The following is a 20374-nucleotide window of genomic DNA, read 5'->3' on the forward strand; positions in this document are numbered from 1 at the left end:
GCTTTTGCTTCTTATCACCGCTTTAGCTTGTTGCCGTTGCGCTGACAGGCAAAATTTTATTCTACAACTCGTTGATTTGCAAGAGCGATTTCATCGGATGTTTCGTTATCGAACTTGCTTTCCACGCTGTCCACTTCGCCGGTACCTGCTTCAGCACCTGCTCTGCTTCTTGCTCTGTGGAAAACGCGCTGAACACGCACGCTCCGGAGCCAGTCATCCTGGCCGCCCCATGACCGCTCAACCATTCGACCGCCTCTGCTACCGGCGGGAACAGGCGAATTGCCACGTCCTGCAAATCATTTTTCCCGAACCCCGCTGAATCTTTCGATTCGGCTTGATGCCCTAGGAAGTCCGCTATTCTGACGGGTTTAGTGTTTCTTGTCAAATCGGGCGCCGTAAAAATTGCCGCAGTGGGCACAGAAACACCCGGCTCGATCACCACATACCAGCAATCCGGCCCCGGCACCGCCTRCAGCGCCTCTCCTACTCCCTCGGCAAACGCGGTCTCGCCGAACAGGAAGAAAGGAATGTCGGCGCCCAGCGGCAGGCCGATCGCCATCAGTTCCGCATCGCTCAGGCCGGCCTGCCACAAATGATTCGCGGCCATCAGCGCGGTGGCGGCGTCCGACGATCCGCCACCCAGCCCGCCGCCCATCGGCAGGCGCTTGTCGATGCGCACGCTGATGCCGGGCGGCAGCCTGCCGTGGCGGCGCTGAAACTCGGCCTGCAGCGCGCGCAGGGCACGCACGATCAGGTCCTGCTCTTCCGGCACGCCGGGCACGTCGTTGACGCGCACGATGCGGTCGTCGGCGCGCAGGTCGAAGTCGAGGGTGTCGCTTTTATCGATCAGCTGGAACACCGATTGCAGCAGGTGATAGCCGTCCGGGCGGCGGCCGGTCACGTGCAGGAACAGGTTGAGCTTGGCTGGCGCGGGGCAGCCGTGCAGGGAAGACAGCGCCATCTCAGCTTTCCGGGAAGATCGTGATGCTGATCGACAGGTCGCCGCTATCGGCGGTGGCGCCGCGGTTCGCCTGGATGAGCTTGGGCAGTGGCGCGCCGTTTGGGCCCGGCTTGTCCTGCCACTCGGCAAAGCGCAGGTTCCAGCCATCGCGCGTGAACACATTGTTGTTGGCCGGCGATGCCACGAAGCGTTTGCCCTGGGCATCCGTGGCATAGCCTTGCAGCCAGTCGCGCAGGCCGGCCACCGGCAGGGAATAACCGAGCGCCTGCCGGGTCAGCGTGTCGATGTCCTTTTCCGTGCGCGGTTCGCGCTTGGGCTGGGTCAGCGTGGCGGAGTCCGGCGTAACGCTGATCTCGGCAACGGTCTGGCCGAAGGGGTCGAACATCGATACCTCGACGTGCCCCGGACGCTGGGTCCAGCTGAATTTGCCGCCGACCCGGTTCGTCTCGTTATTGTTCTGGTAGGTCACCGCGATCTTGCCGTTCAGGTCGATGGTGTCGCGGTAGGCGGCGACCGAGGCGGTGGACAGATTGGCGGTGGAGGTGGCGCAGCCGGCCAAGGTGAAGGCGATGGTGGCGGCTGCTAGCAGGCGAAATGGAAACTTGATCGGCATCGGTACGAACTTGGGTCCCCGCCTGCGCGGGGACGACGTTAATAAAAGCTGGCGAATTGATGAAATATTATTTCAAAAATAGCCATTTTTTGAAAGATTCTGTCAGAGCGATGCGCGCAAGCGGGTCAGCGTGCTTTTGAGCGCATCGTTCTTCGGATCCTTGGCCCGCGCCTCGCGCCACAGCTTGCGCGCATCGTCGTGCTGGCCCTTCTTCCACAGGACCTCGCCCAGGTGGACGGCGATCTCCGGATCGTTGCGCAGCGCGTAGGCCTTGCGCAGTTGGGCTTCGGCCTCGTCCAGCTTGCCCATGCGGTATTGCACCCAGCCCATGCTGTCCATGATGAAGGGATCGCTCGGCGCCATCTTCTGGGCCTTGTCGATCAGCTGGTAGGCTTCCTTCAGGCGCACGTTGCGCTCTGCCAGCGAATAGCCGAGGGCGTTGTACGCATGCTGGTTGTCGGGCGCCTTGGCGATCACCTGGCGCAGCGCTTTCTCCATTACCGCGGGCTTGCCCATCTTCTCGGCCATCAGGGCGTAGTCGTAAAGGAAATCCGTGTTTTCCGGGAAGCGCTTGAGGCCCTGCTCCATCAGTTTGAAGGCTTCCTGGTTCTTGCCGGCATCGCGCAGCAGCTGGGCTTCGACCAGCAGGACCTGGGCCTGCTCGGCCGGCTCCGCGGGCTTGAGCGTACCCAGCAGCTTGCGGGCGCCGGCCAGGTCGCCCTGCTTGGCGGTCAGCTGGGCGCGGCGCAGGTCGGAGCCGAACTGGAGCTTCGGGTCGTTCGTGTCGAGGCGGTCGAGCCAGGCCAGCGCGCCCGGGATGTCGCCGCGGTCCTCGGCCAGCTGGGACAGGATCAGCACGGCCTTGGTCGGGTCGCGCTCCTCTTCCGGGGCCTTTTCCATGACGTCGACGAAGCGCGTGAAGTACTGCTCGGCGCCCTGGTTGTCGTTCATCTGCATCGACAGGATGCCGAGCGCGTACAGGGTGCCTGGATTGTTCGGCTGGGCCTTGTCGAGCGCCAGGAATTCGCTGCGCGCGGCCTCGTACTGCTTGGCGTTAACCAGTATGCGGGCGTAGGCGGTGCGCACTTCCCTGGCGTCCGGATGGGTGGCCAGGAAGTCGGCCAGCACCTTCGCCGACTGGTCGTCGCCCTCCGTCACCTGGGCCAGGGTCAGGACGGCGATCTCGGAATCCGGCTTGATCTGCAGCGCGGCGCGGGCTTCGCGCAAGGCATCTTCCTTGGCGCCGCGCGCCAGGGCGGACTGGGCCAGCACCACGTGGGTTTCCATCATGTTGCCGTAGGGCGCGACCAGGCGATCGAGCATGGCGATGGCGGCGTCCTTGTCCTTGGCGCGCATCACCAGCTGCTGCATCTGGAACATCATCAGGCCGCGGGCGCCCGGGGTGGCGTCGGCCAGGCGCTGCTTCAGCACATTTTCCGCTTCGGAGAGGTTGTCGGACAGGACCACCAGCCCCAGATAGTACTGGTTGGCCTCGTCGGAGTTGGGTGCGTACTGGCGCCACAGCTTCACCGCGGCGAGGGCGTCGTCGGGCTGCTTGGCCGACAGCGCCATCTCGGCGGCGCGCTTGGCCAGGCGCGGATCCCTGGTCTGCTGGGCCAGGCTCATCAGCGTGAGGTAGGGCCCCTGCCAGTCGCCCTTCTTGTATGCCAGCTCGGCACCCATGAGCTGGGACATCATCTGGGGCGTCATCGTCACATTCGGCAGTTGCTCGTCCCCCTGCTGGGCGCTGTCCTGGGCCGGCTCGCCGGCGGCGGCGCGGCGTTGCGCCTCGGCGGCGGCGAGCGGCTGGTCGGAATGGTCGGCCTGGCCGGCCGGCTGCTGCTTGGGCGCCACAGCGCATGCAGACAGCAGGGCCGAGAGGGTTACAATGGCGAAAGTGTTTTTCAAGGTCGATCCCGCATCAACAAGATGGACCGATTCTACGCTTAACGCCTGCCGCGCGTGCGCCGTTGCAACACGAATTTACATACTTTTCCACTGTTCTTCCCTGCATCTTTCCCTGATATGCCCGAACTCCCGGAAGTAGAAGTCACTCGGCGCGGCGTCGCTCCGCACCTGGAAGGCCGTGTCGTCGAACAGGTCGTGCTGCGGCGCGAAGGCCTGCGCTGGCCGTTTCCGCCGAACCTGGACGCGCTGCTGGCAGGCCGCGAAATCCTGTCGACCAGCCGCCGCGGCAAGTATTTGCTGATCCATTTCGAGCACGGCACCCTGATCATCCACCTCGGCATGTCCGGCCACCTGCGGGTGCTGCCGGAGGGGGTCGAGCTGAAAAAACACGACCATGTCGACCTGATCGTCCGAGAGAAAAATGCGGGCCCCGAAGGCCGGCGCGTGCTGCGCCTGCACGATCCGCGCCGCTTCGGCGCCGTGCTCTGGCACGGCAACGACGACGGCGAACTCGAGCAGCACATCCTGCTGCGCGGCCTGGGCGTCGAACCGCTCGAGGACGGCTTCTCGGGCGCCCTGCTCCACCGCGAGACGAGGCGCCGCAACGCGCCCATCAAGCAGGTGCTGCTGGCCGGCGACATCGTGGTCGGCGTCGGCAATATCTACGCCTGCGAGAGCCTGTTCCGCGCCGGCATCAATCCGAAGACGGCGGCGTCGCGTATCAGCCGCGCCCGCTATGACAAGCTGGCCGAGGCCATCCGCGAGATCCTTGCCGCCGCGATCGTGCAAGGTGGCAGTACCCTGCGTGACTTTATTGCAGTAAATGGGCAGTCCGGATATTTCCAGCAGACATATTTCGTCTATGATCGTGCAGGAGTGCCTTGCAGAAACTGTGGCGCGCCCGTGCGCCAGATCGTGCAGGGCCAGCGGTCGACGTTCTACTGCGCGACCTGCCAGAAGTAAGCCAAAGATAGGCGGCACAACAATGCAAGATATTCAACAATACGGGGCCTGGCGCGCCAGTGTCGCCGAGGCGCTGGAACGCTACCGCGGCTGGGTGCAAGCGGCCGAACTGCTGGACGGCGCGGCCGAACAGCGGCTGGCGCGGGCCCTGGCCCGGGTGCGCGACGACCGCCTGTCGGTGGCCTTCGTGGCCGAATTCTCGCGCGGTAAATCGGAGCTGATCAATGCGATCTTCTTTGCCGACTACGGCCAGCGCATCGTGCCGTCCAGTCCCGGCCGCACCACCATGTGCCCGACCGAGCTGGCATGGGATCCGCAGCTGCCGGCCTGCATCCGCCTGCTGCCGATCGAGACCCGCGCCGGGCGCCTGGCCACCAGCGACTACCGCGAGGATCCCGCCGCCTGGACCGTGCTGCCGCTCGAGCTCGAATCGCCCGAGCGCATGATCGAGACCTTCCGCCAGGTCAGCCTGACGCGCCGCGTGAGCGTCACCGATGCGCGCAGCTACGGCCTCTACGATCCGGAAGACCCCGATCTGGCTGGTGCCCTCGGCGACGATGGCCTGGTCGAGATCCCGCAATGGCGGCATGCGCTGATCAACTTCCCGCATCCGCTGCTCAAGCAGGGCCTGGTCATCCTCGACACGCCGGGCCTGAACGCGATCGGCACCGAGCCGGAACTGACCCTCAACCTGATCCCGAACGCGCACGCGGTGCTGTTCATCCTGGCCGCCGAGACCGGCGTGACGAAGAGCGACATCGAAGTCTGGCGCACCCACATCGGCGCCGGCCCGGGGCGTATCGTCGTGCTGAACAAGATCGACGCCCTGTGGGACGAGCTGCGCACGGAAGCGGAGAACGAGGCCGCGATCGCGCGCCAGCAGGCCGGCGCGGCCCAGCTGCTCGGCCTCGAAACATCCCAGGTGTTCCCGGTATCGGCCCAGAAGGGCCTGGTCGGGCGCGTCAACCAGGACATGGCGCTGTTCGAGAAGAGCCGCATCGGGCTGCTGGAATCGGCCCTGTTCAACGAACTCATTCCGGCGCGCCAGGACATCCTGCGCCGCCAGCTGCGCGAAGACATGGACGCCATCACGGCCGGCCAGCAGGCGCTGCTGGGCGCGCGCATCCGCGACCTGGTCGAGCAGCTGCAGGAGCTGCAAAGCCTGCGCGGCAAGAACCAGGGCGTGATCGCCCACATGATGCGCCGCGTCGAGATGGAGAAAAAGGAATTCGACGCCAGCCTGTTCAAGCTGCAGGGCACGCGCGCCGTGTTCGCGACCCTGTCGACGGAGCTGTACAGCAGCATCGGCATGGACGTGCTGCAGGAGCAGGTCGATGCGGTGCGCTCCGCGATGGAAGGCGTGCTGTTCGCCACCGGCATGCGCGCGCCGGTACGGACCTTCTTCGACGAGGCGCGCGCCAGGCTGGACGCCTCCACCGCCAAGATCGGCGAGATCGGCGCGATGATGGAGACCATGTACCGCCGCTTCTCGGCCGAACACGGCCTGGCGCTGGCGATGCCGATGCCCCTGTCGCTGGCGCGCTACCGCAGCGAAGTCGACGCCGTCGAAGCGATCTGGCAGAAGCAGTCCGGCACCGCGACCCTGCTGATCACCAGCCGCGGCACGATGCTGGAGCGCTTCGTCGACACCATCGCCGCGCGCGTCAAACACACGTTCCGCGCCGCGAATGCCGATGTCGAGGCCTGGCTGAAGGTGATCATGGCGCCGCTCGAAGCGCAGATCCGCCAGCACCGCGAACAGCTGCGCCACCGGCAATCGTCGATCCAGCGCATCCACGACGCCACCGAAAGCCTGGAACAGAAGATCGCCGCCTTCGAATCGGCCCAGCAGGCACTCGAGCAGGTCAAGACGAAATTGTCCGCACTGACGGGCGCGGTGACGCAGGTGCTGGAGGCTTCGCAGGACGCGGCGCCGGCATCGGCATCGCAGGTTTTGGAAATAGCATGAAACGATTGACCGAATTTGATTTGAGCGAGCTGGAAGACCCCGGCTTTTCACGCGCCGTGATCGACTGGCAGCGCCAGCACGGCCGCCACGCCCTGCCCTGGCAGAACACGCGCGACGCCTACCGCATCTGGCTGTCCGAGATCATGCTGCAGCAGACCCAGGTGGCCGCGGTGCTGGGCTATTACGCGCGTTTCCTGGAGCGCTTCCCGACTGTGCAGGCGCTGGCCGACGCCCCCGTCGACGAGGTGATGGCGTATTGGGCGGGCCTGGGCTACTACACCCGGGCGCGCAACCTGCACGCCTGCGCGCGCCGCGTGGTCGCCGAGTATGGCGGCGTGTTCCCGTCCGATCCGGCGCTGCTGGCCGACCTGCCCGGCATCGGGCGCTCGACCGCCGCCGCCATCTCCGCGTTTTCCAGCGGCACGCGCGCCGCGATCCTGGACGGGAACGTCAAGCGCGTGTTCGCGCGCGTGTTCGGCATCGACCAGTATCCCGGCCTGAAGCCGGTCGAAGACGCCTTGTGGCGCCGCGCCGAGGCGCTGCTGCCCGAAGGTGGCGAGGGGATCGAATCCTATACCCAGGGCCTGATGGACCTGGGCGCGACCCTGTGCACGCGCTCGAAACCCGACTGCGGCCGCTGTCCGTTGCAGGATCGCTGCGTGGCCCACGCCCTAGGGCGCACCGCCGAACTGCCGGTGCGCAAACCGAAAAAGGCGACGCCGGAAAAGCGCGCGCAGATGCTGGTCGTGATCGACCGCGGCCAGGTGCTGCTCGAGCAGCGGCCCGGCACCGGGATCTGGGGCGGCCTGCTGTCGCTGCCGGAAGTCGACGGGCATGTGGCGCTGGATGAGGACGAAGAACTCGACCGGGGCGCGGCGTCGGAGGCGGCCGCCAGGTTCGGCATGGTCGACGAGACGGAAACGCTGCTGCCGCTGGAACACGGCTTCACGCACTACAAGCTGCACATCCACCCCTACCGGATCGGGCTGGCGTCGCGCGCCGAGCTCCCTGCTAGCCACGTGTGGTGGGACCTGGCCCGAATCGAAGAAGCCGCACTGCCGGCACCCATCAAGAAACTGCTGGGCCAGCTCGGCCAGCCCTCCCTGTTCGGCTGAACAAATTCGGGGTCAGAGCACTTTTCTGGGCAACGTCCTGCTGCCATCTTTTTAGGCAGATCGCGCAAGCCCACCACGAGAGCCGCCAGCTTGGCCCTGATGGTGTTGAGCGCGAGGAATTGTTCGAAAAAGTGCTCTGACCCCGAATTTGGGCCGAAAAGTGCTCTGACCCCGAATTTTTACAACTCATCCAGAGAGAAAATCCGCTTGTGTTCGCGGATCGCGTAGCGGTCCGTCATGCCCGCGATGTAGTCGGCGATCTTGCGGGCCTGCTTCATGGTGTCGCCGGATGCCACCTGGTAGTCGAAGGGGAGCAGCACCGGGTCCGTCATGAAGGCGTCGAAGAGTTCGCGCACGATGCGGCTGGCTTTCACGCGCATGCGGTTGACCTTGTAGTGGCGGTAGAGGTTGGCGTACAGGAAGCGTTTCAGGGCCGTGGTCTCTTCGCGCATCTTCGGCGAGAAGCGGATCAGGGGCGGTCCCGCGCGCACCTCGTCGATGCTCTTCGGGGCGGCCTCGAGCAGCAGTGCCGCCGAGGTCTCGACCAGGTCGGCCGTCATCGCCGTGATCATCAGGCGGATCGTCTCGTACAGCTCGCGCCGGCCCGGCAGGCCGGGGTACTGCTGCACGACCTGGTAGTGCAGGCGCGCGAACAGTTCCACCTCTTCCATCTGCTTCATGGTCAGCAGGCCGGAGCGCAGGCCGTCGTCGATGTCGTGGTTGTTGTACGCGATCTCGTCGGCCAGGTTGGCCAACTGGGCTTCCAGGCTGGGCTGGTGCCTGTCGATGAAGCGCTGGCCGAGTTCCCCCAGCTGGCGCGCATTCGTCAGCGAGCAATGCTTCAGGATGCCTTCGCGCGTTTCGAAGGTCAGGTTCAGGCCGTCGAAGGCGCCGTAGTGCTCTTCGAGGTGGTCGACCACGCGCAGGCTCTGCAGGTTGTGCTCGAAGCCGCCATGGTCCTTCATGCATTCGTTCAGCACGTCCTGGCCGACGTGGCCGAAGGGCGTGTGGCCGAGGTCGTGGGCCAGCGAGACCGCTTCGACCAGGTCCTCGTTCAGGCGCAGGCTGCGCGCCAAGGTGCGCGCGATCTGGGCGACTTCGATCGAGTGGGTCAGGCGGGTGCGGAACAGGTCGCCCTCGTGGTTCAGGAAGACCTGGGTCTTGTATTCCAGCCGGCGGAAGGCGGTGGAGTGGATGATGCGGTCGCGGTCGCGCTGGAATTCGCTGCGCGAGCCGGCCGCGGGTTCGGGATGGCGACGCCCACGGGACTTCGACGAGTGCGCCGCATAGGGTGCCAGGTGGGCGTCGAAATCGATCATCCCCGCCCTCTCCCGACAGTCGCGACGTTGGCGTCCAGGGTCGCCAGCAGCTGCTCGCGCGGCGCCCCGGTGATGCTCGGGCTGCCCAGGGGTTTCAGCAGGATGAACTTGATGGCGCCGCCCTCGTTCTTCTTGTCGACTTCCATCAGCTCGATCCAGCGATCGGCGCCCAGGTCCGGCGCTTCGACCGGCAGCCCGGCCGCCTTCACCAGGCGGCGCACGCGCAGGGCGTCGTCGGCGCCCAGCAGGCCAAGGCGGTGCGAGAGGTCGGCCGCCATCACCATGCCGCAGCCGACCGCCTCGCCGTGCAGCCACGCGCCGTAGCCGAGGCCGTTCTCGATCGCGTGGCCGAAGGTGTGGCCGAAGTTCAGCACCGCGCGCAGGCCGCCTTCGCGTTCGTCGCGGCGGACCACGTCGGCCTTGATCTCGCAGGAGCGCAGGATGGCGTGGGCCAGCGCGGCCGGATCGCGCGCGACCAGCTTGCCGATGTTCGCCTCGATCCACTCGAAGAAGGACAGGTCGAGGATGGCGCCATGCTTGATCACCTCGGCCAGGCCGGCCGACAGTTCCCTGGCCGGCAGGGTGTCGAGGGTGGCGGTGTCGGCGATCACGGCGCGCGGCTGGTAAAAGGCGCCGATCATGTTCTTGCCGAGCGGGTGGTTGATGCCGGTCTTGCCGCCGACCGAGGAATCGACCTGGGACAGCAGGGTGGTCGGGATCTGCACGAAGGGCACGCCGCGCATATAGCTGGCGGCCGCGTAACCGGTCAGGTCGCCGATCACGCCGCCGCCCAGCGCCACCAGGGTGGTCTTGCGGTCGCATTTGTTGGCCAGCAGGGCGTCGAACACCAGGTTCAGGCTCTGCCAGTTTTTATATTCCTCGCCGTCCGGCAGCACGATGGTGACGATCTCGCGTCCGCTCGCGCGCAGCGGCGCCGCCACCTTTTCCAGGTACAGCGGCGCGATCGTGGTGTTGGTGACGATCGCGACTTTTCCGCCGGCGCCGCTGCTTGTGCCGATATAGCGGGTCAGCAGTTCGCCGTCGTCCAGCAGGCCGCGTCCGATCAGGATCGGATAGCTGCGTTCGCCCAGATCGACGTTGAGGGTAGTAAAGGCTTGTTCGTTCATGTGTGTGCGTGCCTTGGTCCGCTGGCGCGCCGCATCCAGCGCGGCCAGCTGGTCCAGTATTGTCTGAACCATCGATTGTACGTTAGGCCGGCCGGTGTCGATGACGAGGTCGGCGATCTCGCGGTACAGGGGTTCGCGCTGGGCGGTCAGGTCTTCCAGTTTCTTGCGCGGATCGGCGGTCTGCAGCAGCGGACGGTTCTTGTCGTGCGAGGTGCGCGCCAGGATGCTGTTGACGCTGGCCCGCAGGTAGATCACGGTGCCGCGCTCGGACAGCAGGCGCCGGCTGTCCGGATTCAGCACCGCGCCGCCGCCGGTGGCCAGCACCAGGCCGCTGCCGGCCGTCAGTTCGCGGATCATGTCGGCTTCGCGCCGGCGGAAGCTGGGCTCGCCTTCGATCTCGAAGATCCAGGGCACCGAGGCGCCGGTGCGGGCTTCGATCTCATGGTCCGAATCGACGAAGTGCATGCCCAGGCGGCGCGCCAGCATGCGCCCGATGGTCGTCTTGCCGGCGCCCATCAGGCCGACGAGGAAGATGTTGTTGTTCTTGCAGTGAGGCACTATTCTCGATCGCTCAAAAAGCAAACGGCCAGGATAACCTGGCCGCCGCGTGATTCGTTCAGTTGCTACCGGTTTCAGTGCATTGTATTACGGGCAGGTGAACGTGAGTTTAAAAGGAATGGTCGTTACCGTACTGAACGGCGCCGGCGTGGTGACGGTGACGTTGAACGAGGACTGTACGGTGGTCGTGCAGTTGGTCGGATTCGAGCCCGAAATACTGAAGGTGTGGGTCGAGCCCTGGTTGCCGCTGACCGCGATCCCGCTCGGGTCGTCCACGTTGCTGCTGCTATGCGGCGCGATGTTCGGCACGGTGGCCGGCTGGACCGCCGCCGCGTTACCGTTGAGCATGCTCGTGATGGCCACCGTACTGCCTGCCGGCAAGGGGTTGTTGTTCACGTCATTGAACTGCAGCTGGAACACCTTGGTGGCGCTGGCGCTGATCGAGCCGAGGTCATTCGGCGTCAGTGCATTGAACGAGACCCTGCTGCCGTTCATGAAGGTGTTGACGGCCGAGCCGCCGCTGAAGAACACCGCGGTCCGCGCAGTCAGGAAGTTGGTGCCGTCGGTGGTGCTGGCGCAGATCGTCGCCAGGCCGGCACGGGTGCTGTCGGGCGTGATGCTGTTGCATGCCGTGGCCGGCACGCCGGGGGTGGCGGTGAACGGCGCCTGGGCGCGCAGCGGCACCGCGCAAGTGCCGTTGGTGGTGTTGCAGCCGCCCTTGTCGGACGTGCCGATGATGCCCAGGTTGGTCTGGAAGACCACCGGGGTACCGTCCGGCACCGGGTTGGAGAAGGCGTCGCCCAGGCTGACCGAGACCGTGGCGGCCGGATTGGTCGGCGAACTCTGGACATTCCAGCCTTCGAAATTGAACTTGTCGGTCGCGATCGAGAACGCGCGCTGCACCGGCTTGCCGGTGGTCACGACGATCGAGTCCGACAGGGTCGAGATATCCGGATTGCCGTTGGCGCCCGTGTTCGGCAAGGTGGCGCGCACCTTGAACGAGGTGGCGGTCGAGCCCGAATTCACGGTGGTCACGACGTTGCCGCTGGCGTCGGTGGTATCGCTGAGCTTGTTGATCGTGACGTCGGCAGTGTCCGGGTAACGCTGGAAGGTGACCTGCTGGCCGGCCAGCGGGTTGCCGAAGGTATCGACCACCTTGAAGGTGAGCAGCGCGGTTTCGGTACGGTTGATGCCGCCCTGCCCCTGGACCACCAGCGACTGGCTGGTCGGCGATGCCGATGCGAACTGCACCGAGGCCGCGCGCGGCGGCGCGATCGTCAGCGACAGCGTGGACTGGGTGGAGATGCCGTCCGCCGACACGGTGATCACATCGCTGGTGCCGCAGCCCTTGTCGCGGTAGACGGTCTTGGCGACGCCGTTGTTGGTCGCCACGGTGGCGGCCAGGGTCGCCTTGCCCTTGTCGGCACAGTCCGACCTGAAGCTCACGTTGACCGGCTGCGCGGTGTAGGCGGCGCCGCCGCTCATCACGCTCACCGACAGGTCGGTCGATTCGTAGGCCTGGATGGAGGCGGAGGAAGCGCTCAGGGCGCCGAAGGACAGCGCGGTGGCGCCGACCGAGAAGTTGGAGTTGCCCGTCACGGCGCTGCCGGCCACGGTGCTGGTGGCGGTGACGGTGCCGGCGCCGCCCGAGGCTGCGCTGGCGGGACGCATGGTGACGCTGGCGACGCCGTTCACGTCGGTCAGCGCGGTGCCCGACGAGGGCGAGAATACCGCCAGGCTATTGTCGGTAGCGAAGGTGACGATTGCGTTCGGCACCGGCTTCTTGTTTGCGTCGAGCACGGTCGCCTTGACCGTCAGTGGGGTCGCGCTCGACAGGGCGTTCGATGCGGCGCCGCCGGCGCCGGTAAAGCCCACGCTCACGCTCGGGCTGGCGGTCACGGTGGTGCCGCCGGTGCCGGTGCCGCCGCTGCCGCTGCCGGTGGAACCGCCGCCGCCGCCGGTCACGGCGCCAGGACTGCCGCCGCCACCGCCGCAGGCGCTCAGTACCAGCGCCATCAGCAGCGCGGTGGCGACGGGCGCGCCGCGGCGCGCGATGTTGGTATTGCTCATGTCTGCCTTCTTCTTGTCGATTGTGTTGACTGGTTCAGTGTGCCGCGTTCTGCAGGTGCTCGGTCACGATCTTCGGGGTGATGAATACCAGCAGCTCGGTCTTCGAGGTCGAGCGCGCCGTAGTCTTGAACAGGTAGCCGACCACCGGCAGGTCGCCGAACAGCGGCACCTTGGAGTCGTTCGAGGTCTCGGTCTGCTGGTAGATACCGCCGAGCACCACGGTGCCGCCGTTCTCGACCATCACCTTGGTCTTCACGTGCTGGGTGTTGATGGCGAAGCCGGAGGCGGTGCTCTCGCCTTTCGAATCCTTGTTGACGTCGACTTCCAGCACCACGTTGCCGTCCGGCGTGACCTGCGGCGTCACTTCCAGGCGCAGGTTGGCCTTCTTGAAGGTGACCGAGGTCGCGCCGCTGCTGGTCGCCTGCTGGTAGGGCAGCTCGACGCCCTGCTCGATCACGGCCGCCACGTTGTCCTCGGTGACCACGCGCGGGCTGGAGATGATCTTGCCCTTGCCGTCCGCTTCCAGCGCCGACAGCTCCAGGTTCAGGAAGCGGTTGGCCGCCGACGAGAACAGCGAGAAGGCGATGGTCGGCGCATTGACGCCGTTGATCGGCGCCGCCGGCAGGTTGACCAGCTGGGTGTTGTTGTAGGAATCGCTGGTCAGGGCCAGCTGGCCGGTGGTCTGGCCGATGCCGTTCAGGTTGCCGCCGACCGCCACGCGCTGGTTGCCGCTGACCTGGTAGCCGGAGTCGCCGCCGCGGATGGTGCGCATGTCGGCGAAGCCCAGCTTGGCGCCGAGGTTGCGCGAGAAGCCGTCGTTGGCCTCGACCAGGCGCGCCTCGACCAGCACCTGCTTGGTCGGGATGTCGACCTTCTGGATCAGCTTGCGCACCTCTTCCAGCCTGGACGCGATGTCGGTCACGAACACCTGGTTGGTGCGCGGATCGATGGTGGCGCTGCCGCGCTTCGACAGCACGCGGTTGCTGGCGCCGGCCGCGCCGCCCCCGTCCAGGCCGAACACGGTGCGGAAGGCTTCGGCCTTCTGGTAGTTCAGCTGGAAGATCTCGGAGCGCAGCGGCTCGAGGTCGGCGATCTGGGCCTTCTGCTCGAGCTCCAGCTTTTCCTTGGTCAGCATCTCTTCCTTCGGCGCGATCCACAGCACGTTGCCGTTCTTGCGCATGTCGAGGCCCTTGGCCTGCATGATCACGTCCAGCGCCTGGTCCCACGGCACCTGCTTCAGCTGCAGGGTCAGGCTGCCGCTGACGGAATCGCTGGCGATGATGTTCAGGCCCGAGATGTCGGCCACCGCCTGCAGGGCGGCGCGCACTTCGACGTTCTGGAAGTTGAACGAGATCTTCTCGCCCTTGTAGCCCTGCGCTCCCTGGGCCAGGCGGTTCGGGTCTTCCTTGACCGGCTTGACGTCGATGACCAGCTGGGTGTCGCTCTGGTACACGCTCTGTTCCCAGTTGCCCTGGGCGTCGATCGTCATGCGCACGTTCTCGCCTTGCGGCGTGGTGGTGATCTTCGTGACCGGGGTGCCGAAATCGGTCACGTCGAGGCGGCGGCGCAGCGTGGCCGGCAGGCCGGTGCGCAGGAAGTCGACCGTGATCTGGTTGCCGGCCTGGCGCACGTCCACCGGCACCTGGCTGTTCGGCAGGTCGACCACGATGCGGCCTTCGCCATTGGCGCCGCGGCGGAAATCGAGGTCGCGCAGGTTCTGGCGCACCGCCGCCGGGGCCGCCGGATGGGCCGGCAGGCCGGCCGCGTTGACCGCCTGCGCCACGCCGCCCGAGCCTTCGACGGTCAGGATCACCGACTTGCCGTCGATCGCGGCGGCATAGCTCAGCGGACGCTTCAGGTTCAGCACCAGGCGGGTGCGCTCACCGGCCTGCACCACGTTCACGCCGCGCACGTCGCCCAGGTTGATGTCCTGGGCGCTCCTGCCGGTGGCGTTGGCGGTAGAGCCGAAATCGAGCGCGATGCGCGCCGGGTTGGTGATCGAAAAGCCGATCGGCAGCCTGGCCGGGGCCTCCTTCATCGCCACGTTGATGACGACGTTATTGCCTTGCTGGTTGGCGCTGATCGATTCGATCGCGTTGTCCTGTGCGAAGACGCTGCCGGCGCCGAAGGCCAGCACCAGGCCGAGGGCGATGCTTCCAAGTCGGGTCATTTATGATTCTCCTTGCTTTGCAGCTCAAGCTTCGCGATGCGCTCGACCCACTCGCCGGCAGCGTCCTGCACCACTTCACGGATATTGATGGCGTCGTCGCCCACGCGGGTGACGATGCCGAAATTCTGGCCAATGCGCTGGCCGGCGCGGACCTGGTAGACCGCGCGGTCGACCTGCAGCAGCGCATAGTTCGCGCCGCCCTTCTGCATCGTGCCCACCATGCGCATGGTGTCGAGCGGGAAGTTCTCGAGCAGTTCGCGCGGGCGCTTCAGGTCGGGCTTGTTCGGGTCCGGCGACGTCTCCGCCGCCTTGGCCAGCTGGTTCAGCAGCTTGTTCGGATTGAAGGGATCCACCGCTTCCCTGTCGCCGTAGGCGAAGGGGATGAAATCCTTCGGTTCGGCCAGCGGCTTCACGGCCGGCCGGGTGTCGTGCTTGACCTGGTCCATCCAGTCGCGCACTTCCTTGACGTCGCTGTCGCCGCAGCCGGCCAGCAGCAGCGCCGCAGCCGCCAGGGCGCCGGCCCGCTTCATCATGTACCCGCTCACGCCTTGGCCTCCTTCTTCTTTTTCTTCCTGGCCTTCGATTGCGCGTCCAGCTCGTCCTGGTCGAGGTAGCGGAAGGTCTTGGCGATGGCGTCGAGCGACAGCATGCCGTCCTTGCCGGTGCTGAGCGCCAGGTTGTTCAGGGTGACGATGCGCGGCATCTTCGCCACGTCGGCGGCGAATTCGCCGATGTCGTGGTAGCTGCCGGTAACCTTGATGTCGATCGGCTGCTCGGCATAGTAATCCTTCACCACCGCCTGGCCCGGCCGGAACAGCTCGAACTGCAGGCCGCGGCCGAGGCCCGCCTGGTTGATGTCCGACAGCAGGGCCGCCATCTCGGCCTTGCTCGGCAACTGCTTCTCGAGGCGTTCGACGTAGCGGTTGACCTGCTGCTGCTGGGCTTCGAGCGCGTCCAGGTTGATCGCCTGCGCCATCTTGGCCTTGTAGGCGTCGCGCAGGGTCTGCTCCTGCGCGGCCAGGGCCTGCTGCTCCTCGAACTGGCCGCTCCAGTAGAAGAAGTAGCCGAGGCCGATCGCGGCGGCCATCACGCCGGCCGCGCACAGCAGGCGCGGCGCCAGCGGCCACAGGCCGGGATGGCGGCCCTGCAGGCCTTCGAACTGGGAGGCGATGTCGGCGCCCAGCTGTTTCAGATCGATGTTCATTTTTTCGGTCCCGGCTTCGCGTTCTCTTTGGCGATCTCTTCTTTTTCACGCGCGCGCTTGATCGACACGTTCAGCGTGAATTCGACGACCTTGCGTCCGGTCTTGCTCTGGGCCAGGGTGGCGGCGCGCACCTCGGCCAGTTCCGGGCGCTCCAGCCACGGCGAATTGCCCGACAGGTTGCGCAGCAGTTCGGCGACCCGTTCCTGCGACTGCGCCACGCCCGTCAGCAGCACCTTCTGGCCATCCTGCTTGAAGCTCTTCAGGTAGACCCCTTCCGGCGTCTGGCGCACCAGTTCGTCGAGCAGGTAGACCGGCTGGTTGCGGTCGCCCTGCAGGTCTTCGACCGCCTGCTGGCGCGCCTTCAGCGCCTCGATCTCGGACTTCAGGTTGGCGATCTTCTTGATCTTGACGTCGAGTTCCGCGTTGGCCTGCTTGAGCACCTCGTTGCGCTGGTTCTGCGTGGCGATGACGCTGGCGTTATAGCCGCCCACCATCAGCACCAGGGCCCCGCCGAGCACGCCGCCGAGGGCCAGCAGCGCGGCAAACGCCGCCTGCTTCTGCTTGCGTTTCGCTTCCCGGTGGGGAAGCAGGTTAATCCGGATCATCAGCCAAACCTCCGCAGTGCCAGGCCGCAGGCGACCAGGTAGGCCGGCGCTTCGTGACGCAGCTGCTGTTCGCGCACCGAGGGCGCCAGCTGCATGCCCTTGAACGGCGAGATCACGCTGCAGCTGATCCGGGTGCGGCTGGCGATGATGTCGGGCAGGCCGGCCACCTGTGCGCAGCCGCCGGCCAGGTAGATCTGGTCGATGCGGGTGTACGGGGTCGAGGTGAAGAAGAACTGGATCGCGCGCGTGATTTCCAGCGCGGCGTTTTCCAGGAAGGGCGTCAGCAGGTCGGCGCCGTAGTTGTCCGGCAGGTCGCCGGCCTTCTTGCGCGCTTCCGCCTCCTCGAAGGACAGGCCGTAGGCGCGCACGATGTCCTGGGTCAGCTGGATGCCGCCGAAGGGCTGTTCGCGTTCGTAGATGGTCTCGCCGTTCTGCAGCACCGAGATATGGGTGGCCTGGGCGCCGATCTGGAACAGGGCCACGATCTGCCCCTCCCTGGCGCCGCCCTCCTCTTCGATCGCGCGCTGGGCCGCCGAACGCGCCGCATACGATTCGATGTCCATCACGGTGGCGGTGAGGCCGGCCGCCTCGGCGATCGCGACCCGGTCCTCGACCTTCTCGCGGCGCGCCGCCGCCAGCATCACTTCCATGTCTTCCGGCGAGTTCGGCGCCGCGCCGATGACGTCGAAGTCCAGGCTGACCTCGTCCAATGCAAACGGGATATACTGGCTGGCCTCGGACTCCACCTGCACTTCGAGCTGGTCTTCGGCCAGGCCCGCGGGCAGGATGATTTTCTTGGTGATGACGGCGGCCGGCGGCATGCCGAGCGCGACATGCCTGACCCTGCTGCCGCTCTTCTTCCAGACGCGCAGCACCGCTTCCGATACGGCTTCGATATTCTCGATGTTACCGTCGACCACGGTACCGCGCGGCAGCGGCTCGGAAGCATAGCGCTCCAGCCGCAGCGCGCCCTTGCCGGCGTCCGCCAGCTCCACCAGTCGCACGCCGGACGTACTGATGTCGATCCCGATCAAGGGCGGGTTGGACTGTCCGAACAAGGAACCTAGACTGATCACGAGCGTTGCTCCCTCTTTGCTTCTTTGCGTTCCTGAAGAACGGCTATTGAACGCCCGCGTTGGGGAATTATTTGTTTAGAAAAACCAGCGACTTGGTGCGCCTTATTTATGTGCATACTGAAGGCACTGTGTTAAATCGTAGCAATAAGGATGACCTCAGACAAGATATTTCTACATGGGAACACTTTGGTCCGAAGCAGGAAAACGACAGTTGGTTTTTCCCTGTCGTAGATCAATATTGTCACCGTTTACACACCTGTTATCGACTTGACCAGCAGTGTTTCGATATCGCCCCTGCCTTATAATGAATCTGATCAACACAGCGAACCATTCATGCGCATGAAAGCATCTTCGAACGGGGCGCCGACCCCGCCCTCCCCGCCGCCTTCCAGCAAGCACAGCCCGAAGCGTATCGTCCTGACCCTGCTGGCGGCCCTGTCCGGCCTGGCGGTGTGCGGCGTGCTGGTGGTCGTGTTCGCGCTGGCGATGGCCTACCCCAACCTGCCCGCCCTCGATACCCTGACCGACTACCGGCCGAAGATGCCATTAAGGATCTTCACCGCCGATAACGTCCTGATCGGCGAATTCGGCGAGGAGCGCCGCACCCTGGTGCACTTCAAGGACATCCCGGACGTGATGAAGAAGGCCGTGCTGGCGATCGAGGACGACCGCTTCTACGAGCACGGCGGCGTCGACTACTGGGGCATCCTGCGCGCGGCCCTGCACAACGCCACCGGCGGCGCGCGCCAGGGCGCCTCGACCATCACCCAGCAGGTGGCGCGCAACTTCTTCCTGTCGTCGGAACAGACCCTGAAGCGCAAGGCCTATGAGGCCCTGCTGGCCTGGAAGATCGAGAAGAACCTGAGCAAGGACCAGATCCTCGAGGTCTACATGAACCAGATCTACCTGGGCCAGCGCGCCTTCGGCTTCTCGTCGGCGGCCCAGATCTACTTCGGCAAGGACCTGAAGGACATCACGGTGGCCGAAGCGGCCATGCTGGCCGGCCTGCCGAAGGCGCCCTCGGCCTACAACCCGGTGGTGAATCCGAAGCGCGCGCGCCTGCGCCAGCAGTACATCCTGCAGCGCATGCACAACCTCGGCTACATCACCGATGCGCAGTACGAGACCGCGAAGAACGAGGAACTGAAGATCAAGACCGACAGCACGGCCTTCGGCGTGCACGCCGAATACGTGGCCGAGATGGCGCGCCAGCTGGTCTACGAGCAGTTCAAGGAAGACACCTATACGCGCGGCCTGAACGTGTTCACCACCATCACCAAGGCCGACCAGGACGCCGCCTACCTGGCGCTGCGCCGCGGCGTGATGGACTACGAGCGCCGCCACCCCTACCGCGGCCCGGAAAAATACATCGAGATCCCTTCAACCAAGGCCGAGGCCGATGAAGCCATCGAGGCCGAGCTGGCCGAGCATCCCGATTCCGACGACATCCTCGCCGCCATCGTGCAGCAGGCCTCGCCCACCCAGGTGACGGCGGTGCTGGCCTCCGGCGAAGAGATCAGGATCACCGGACCCGGCCTGGCCTTCGCGCGCGAATGGCTGTCGCCGAAAGCGGCCGAGACCCGCCGCTTGCGCCGCGGCGCCGTGATCCGCGTGACCCAGGACGGCGGCTCGGCCTGGAGCATCACCCAGATGCCGCAGGTGGAATCGGCCTTCGTGGCGGTGAGCCCGGACGACGGCGCGATCCGCGCCCTGATCGGCGGCTTCGACTTCAACCGCAGCAAGTTCAACCACGTCACGCAGGCCTGGCGCCAGCCGGGTTCCTCGTTCAAGCCCTTCATCTATTCGGCCTCGCTGGAGCGCGGCTTCTCGCCGGCGACCCTGATCAACGACGCTCCGATTTCCTTCGATGCCGGCTCGACCGGCGGCCAGGCCTGGGAGCCGAAGAACTACGACGGCAAGTACGAGGGCCCGATGACGATGCGGCGCGGCCTGATGAAGTCGAAGAACATGATCTCGATCCGCATCCTGAACAAGATCGGCGCCCGCTACGGCCAGGAATACGCGACCCGCTTCGGCTTCGACGCCGACAAGAACCCGCCCTACCTGACCCTGGCGCTGGGCGCGGGCGCCACCACGCCGCTGCAGATGGCGGGCGCCTATTCCGTGTTCGCGAACGGCGGCTACCGCGTCATGCCCTACATTATTTCGAAGGTGACCGACGCGGACGGCAAGGTGCTGTCGGAAGCGCGTCCGGAACGCGCCGGCGTCGACGCCAACCGCGTGATCGACGAGCGCAACGCCTACCTGATGGACAGCATGCTGCGCGACGTGGCCCGCTTCGGCACCGCCGCCAAGGCCCAGCAGATGCTGAAGCGTCCCGACCTGGCGGGCAAGACCGGCACCACCAACGACTCGATCGACGCCTGGTTCGCCGGCTACCAGCCGCACCTGGTGGGCATCGCCTGGATGGGCTACGACCAGCCGCGCAACCTGGGCAACCGCGAAACCGGCGGCGGCCTGGCGCTGCCGATCTGGATCGGCTTCATGCAGAAGGCGCTGAAGGACGTGCCGGTGGCGGAGCGCCAGGTGCCGGCCGGCCTGGTGCAGTACGGCGACGAGTACTATTACGTGGAGAACCCGCCGGGCACCGGCGTGCAGTCGCTGGACGTCGGCGCGCAGCCGCCGGCGGACCAGCAGAAGACCCGCGACGCGGTGAGGAACGAGCTGTTCTGAGGACTGGTCTACGGTGCACGTA

15 protein-coding genes are annotated in these 20374 nt (G+C 65.9%); 4 read left to right on the forward strand and 11 right to left on the reverse strand.

Features of this window, described 5'->3' with window-relative positions; genetic code table 11:
* Window positions 1–61 precede the first annotated feature (61 nt).
* The 3 genes from ispE to AC1DIX_RS22500 form a co-directional block, all read right to left on the reverse strand.
* Entirely contained in the window at window positions 62–961 is a 900-nt protein-coding gene (gene ispE, locus AC1DIX_RS22490; protein WP_477327567.1) for a 4-(cytidine 5'-diphospho)-2-C-methyl-D-erythritol kinase, read from the reverse strand.
* A gap of 1 nt (window position 962) precedes the next feature.
* The gene (locus tag AC1DIX_RS22495; RefSeq protein ID WP_441934886.1) at window positions 963–1574 is read right to left on the reverse strand and encodes an outer membrane lipoprotein LolB; all 612 of its coding nucleotides are present in this window, start codon (window positions 1572–1574) and stop codon (window positions 963–965) included.
* Window positions 1575–1676: 102 nt separating this feature from the next.
* On the reverse strand, window positions 1677–3482 hold the full coding sequence (locus tag AC1DIX_RS22500; protein WP_477327569.1) for a tetratricopeptide repeat protein: 1806 nt from the start codon (window positions 3480–3482) through the stop codon (window positions 1677–1679).
* A gap of 117 nt (window positions 3483–3599) precedes the next feature.
* Here AC1DIX_RS22500 and mutM point away from each other — a divergent pair, with 117 nt between their 5' ends.
* From mutM to mutY, 3 genes are read left to right on the forward strand one after another with little or no spacing between them, the layout of a single operon-like run.
* Window positions 3600–4445 (forward strand): bifunctional DNA-formamidopyrimidine glycosylase/DNA-(apurinic or apyrimidinic site) lyase, encoded by an 846-nt coding sequence (gene mutM, locus AC1DIX_RS22505; protein WP_441934884.1) that lies wholly within the window; start codon window positions 3600–3602, stop codon window positions 4443–4445.
* Window positions 4446–4467: 22 nt separating this feature from the next.
* Window positions 4468–6414 carry a dynamin family protein gene (locus AC1DIX_RS22510; protein WP_477327572.1) on the forward strand — a complete coding sequence of 649 codons (1947 nt, stop codon included), beginning with the start codon at window positions 4468–4470 and terminating at the stop codon, window positions 6412–6414.
* Window positions 6411–7529: an A/G-specific adenine glycosylase gene (gene mutY / locus AC1DIX_RS22515; protein WP_477327574.1), complete on the forward strand. Its 1119-nt coding sequence runs from the start codon at window positions 6411–6413 to the stop codon at window positions 7527–7529. The genes AC1DIX_RS22510 and mutY overlap by 4 nt, the downstream gene beginning before the upstream one ends.
* Before the next feature lie 179 nt (window positions 7530–7708).
* Here the strand turns inward: mutY and AC1DIX_RS22520 are convergent, their stop codons facing one another.
* From AC1DIX_RS22520 to AC1DIX_RS22555, 8 genes are all read right to left on the reverse strand, one after another.
* Window positions 7709–8848 (reverse strand): deoxyguanosinetriphosphate triphosphohydrolase, encoded by a 1140-nt coding sequence (locus AC1DIX_RS22520; protein ID WP_477327576.1) that lies wholly within the window; start codon window positions 8846–8848, stop codon window positions 7709–7711.
* Entirely contained in the window at window positions 8845–10533 is a 1689-nt protein-coding gene (gene aroKB, locus AC1DIX_RS22525) for a bifunctional shikimate kinase/3-dehydroquinate synthase AroKB (protein ID WP_477327578.1), read from the reverse strand. Before aroKB ends, AC1DIX_RS22520 begins: the two co-directional genes overlap by 4 nt.
* Before the next feature lie 87 nt (window positions 10534–10620).
* Window positions 10621–12603 carry an Ig-like domain-containing protein gene (locus AC1DIX_RS22530; RefSeq protein ID WP_477327580.1) on the reverse strand — a complete coding sequence of 661 codons (1983 nt, stop codon included), beginning with the start codon at window positions 12601–12603 and terminating at the stop codon, window positions 10621–10623.
* Window positions 12604–12637: 34 nt separating this feature from the next.
* Window positions 12638–14773 carry a type IV pilus secretin PilQ gene (locus tag AC1DIX_RS22535; RefSeq protein ID WP_477252081.1) on the reverse strand — a complete coding sequence of 712 codons (2136 nt, stop codon included), beginning with the start codon at window positions 14771–14773 and terminating at the stop codon, window positions 12638–12640.
* Window positions 14770–15318, reverse strand: a complete 549-nt coding sequence (locus tag AC1DIX_RS22540) for a pilus assembly protein PilP (RefSeq protein WP_441934877.1) — start codon at window positions 15316–15318, stop codon at window positions 14770–14772. The genes AC1DIX_RS22535 and AC1DIX_RS22540 overlap by 4 nt, the downstream gene beginning before the upstream one ends.
* A complete protein-coding gene (locus AC1DIX_RS22545) occupies window positions 15315–15977 on the reverse strand; it encodes a type IV pilus inner membrane component PilO (RefSeq protein WP_441934876.1) in 663 nt (220 codons plus the stop codon). The genes AC1DIX_RS22540 and AC1DIX_RS22545 overlap by 4 nt, the downstream gene beginning before the upstream one ends.
* Complete coding sequence (locus tag AC1DIX_RS22550; RefSeq protein ID WP_477327582.1) at window positions 15974–16582, reverse strand: PilN domain-containing protein; 609 nt, start codon at window positions 16580–16582, stop codon at window positions 15974–15976. Before AC1DIX_RS22550 ends, AC1DIX_RS22545 begins: the two co-directional genes overlap by 4 nt.
* Complete coding sequence (locus AC1DIX_RS22555; RefSeq protein WP_441934874.1) at window positions 16582–17658, reverse strand: pilus assembly protein PilM; 1077 nt, start codon at window positions 17656–17658, stop codon at window positions 16582–16584. The genes AC1DIX_RS22550 and AC1DIX_RS22555 overlap by 1 nt, the downstream gene beginning before the upstream one ends.
* 339 nt (window positions 17659–17997) lie before the next feature.
* On the opposite strand from AC1DIX_RS22555, the gene AC1DIX_RS22560 reads away from it, so the two are divergent.
* On the forward strand, window positions 17998–20352 hold the full coding sequence (locus AC1DIX_RS22560; RefSeq protein ID WP_477327584.1) for a penicillin-binding protein 1A: 2355 nt from the start codon (window positions 17998–18000) through the stop codon (window positions 20350–20352).
* The last annotated feature ends 22 nt before the right edge of the window (window positions 20353–20374 follow it).

The sequence above is a fragment of the Massilia sp. 05N420 genome (assembly GCF_056397205.1).

Excerpts from the sequence above, each read along its gene's own strand:
- AC1DIX_RS22535 (WP_477252081.1), bottom strand. The coding sequence starts at position 14,773 with ATGACCCGACTTGGAAGCATCGCCCTCGGCCTGGTGCTGGCCTTCGGC.
- AC1DIX_RS22560 (WP_477327584.1), top strand. The coding sequence starts at position 17,998 with ATGAAAGCATCTTCGAACGGGGCGCCGACCCCGCCCTCCCCGCCGCCT.
- AC1DIX_RS22530 (WP_477327580.1), bottom strand. The coding sequence starts at position 12,603 with ATGAGCAATACCAACATCGCGCGCCGCGGCGCGCCCGTCGCCACCGCG.
- AC1DIX_RS22520 (WP_477327576.1), bottom strand. The coding sequence starts at position 8,848 with ATGATCGATTTCGACGCCCACCTGGCACCCTATGCGGCGCACTCGTCG.
- AC1DIX_RS22495 (WP_441934886.1), bottom strand. The coding sequence starts at position 1,574 with ATGCCGATCAAGTTTCCATTTCGCCTGCTAGCAGCCGCCACCATCGCC.
- AC1DIX_RS22545 (WP_441934876.1), bottom strand. The coding sequence starts at position 15,977 with ATGAACATCGATCTGAAACAGCTGGGCGCCGACATCGCCTCCCAGTTC.
- mutM (WP_441934884.1), top strand. The coding sequence starts at position 3,600 with ATGCCCGAACTCCCGGAAGTAGAAGTCACTCGGCGCGGCGTCGCTCCG.
- AC1DIX_RS22550 (WP_477327582.1), bottom strand. The coding sequence starts at position 16,582 with ATGATCCGGATTAACCTGCTTCCCCACCGGGAAGCGAAACGCAAGCAG.
- mutY (WP_477327574.1), top strand. The coding sequence starts at position 6,411 with ATGAAACGATTGACCGAATTTGATTTGAGCGAGCTGGAAGACCCCGGC.
- AC1DIX_RS22510 (WP_477327572.1), top strand. The coding sequence starts at position 4,468 with ATGCAAGATATTCAACAATACGGGGCCTGGCGCGCCAGTGTCGCCGAG.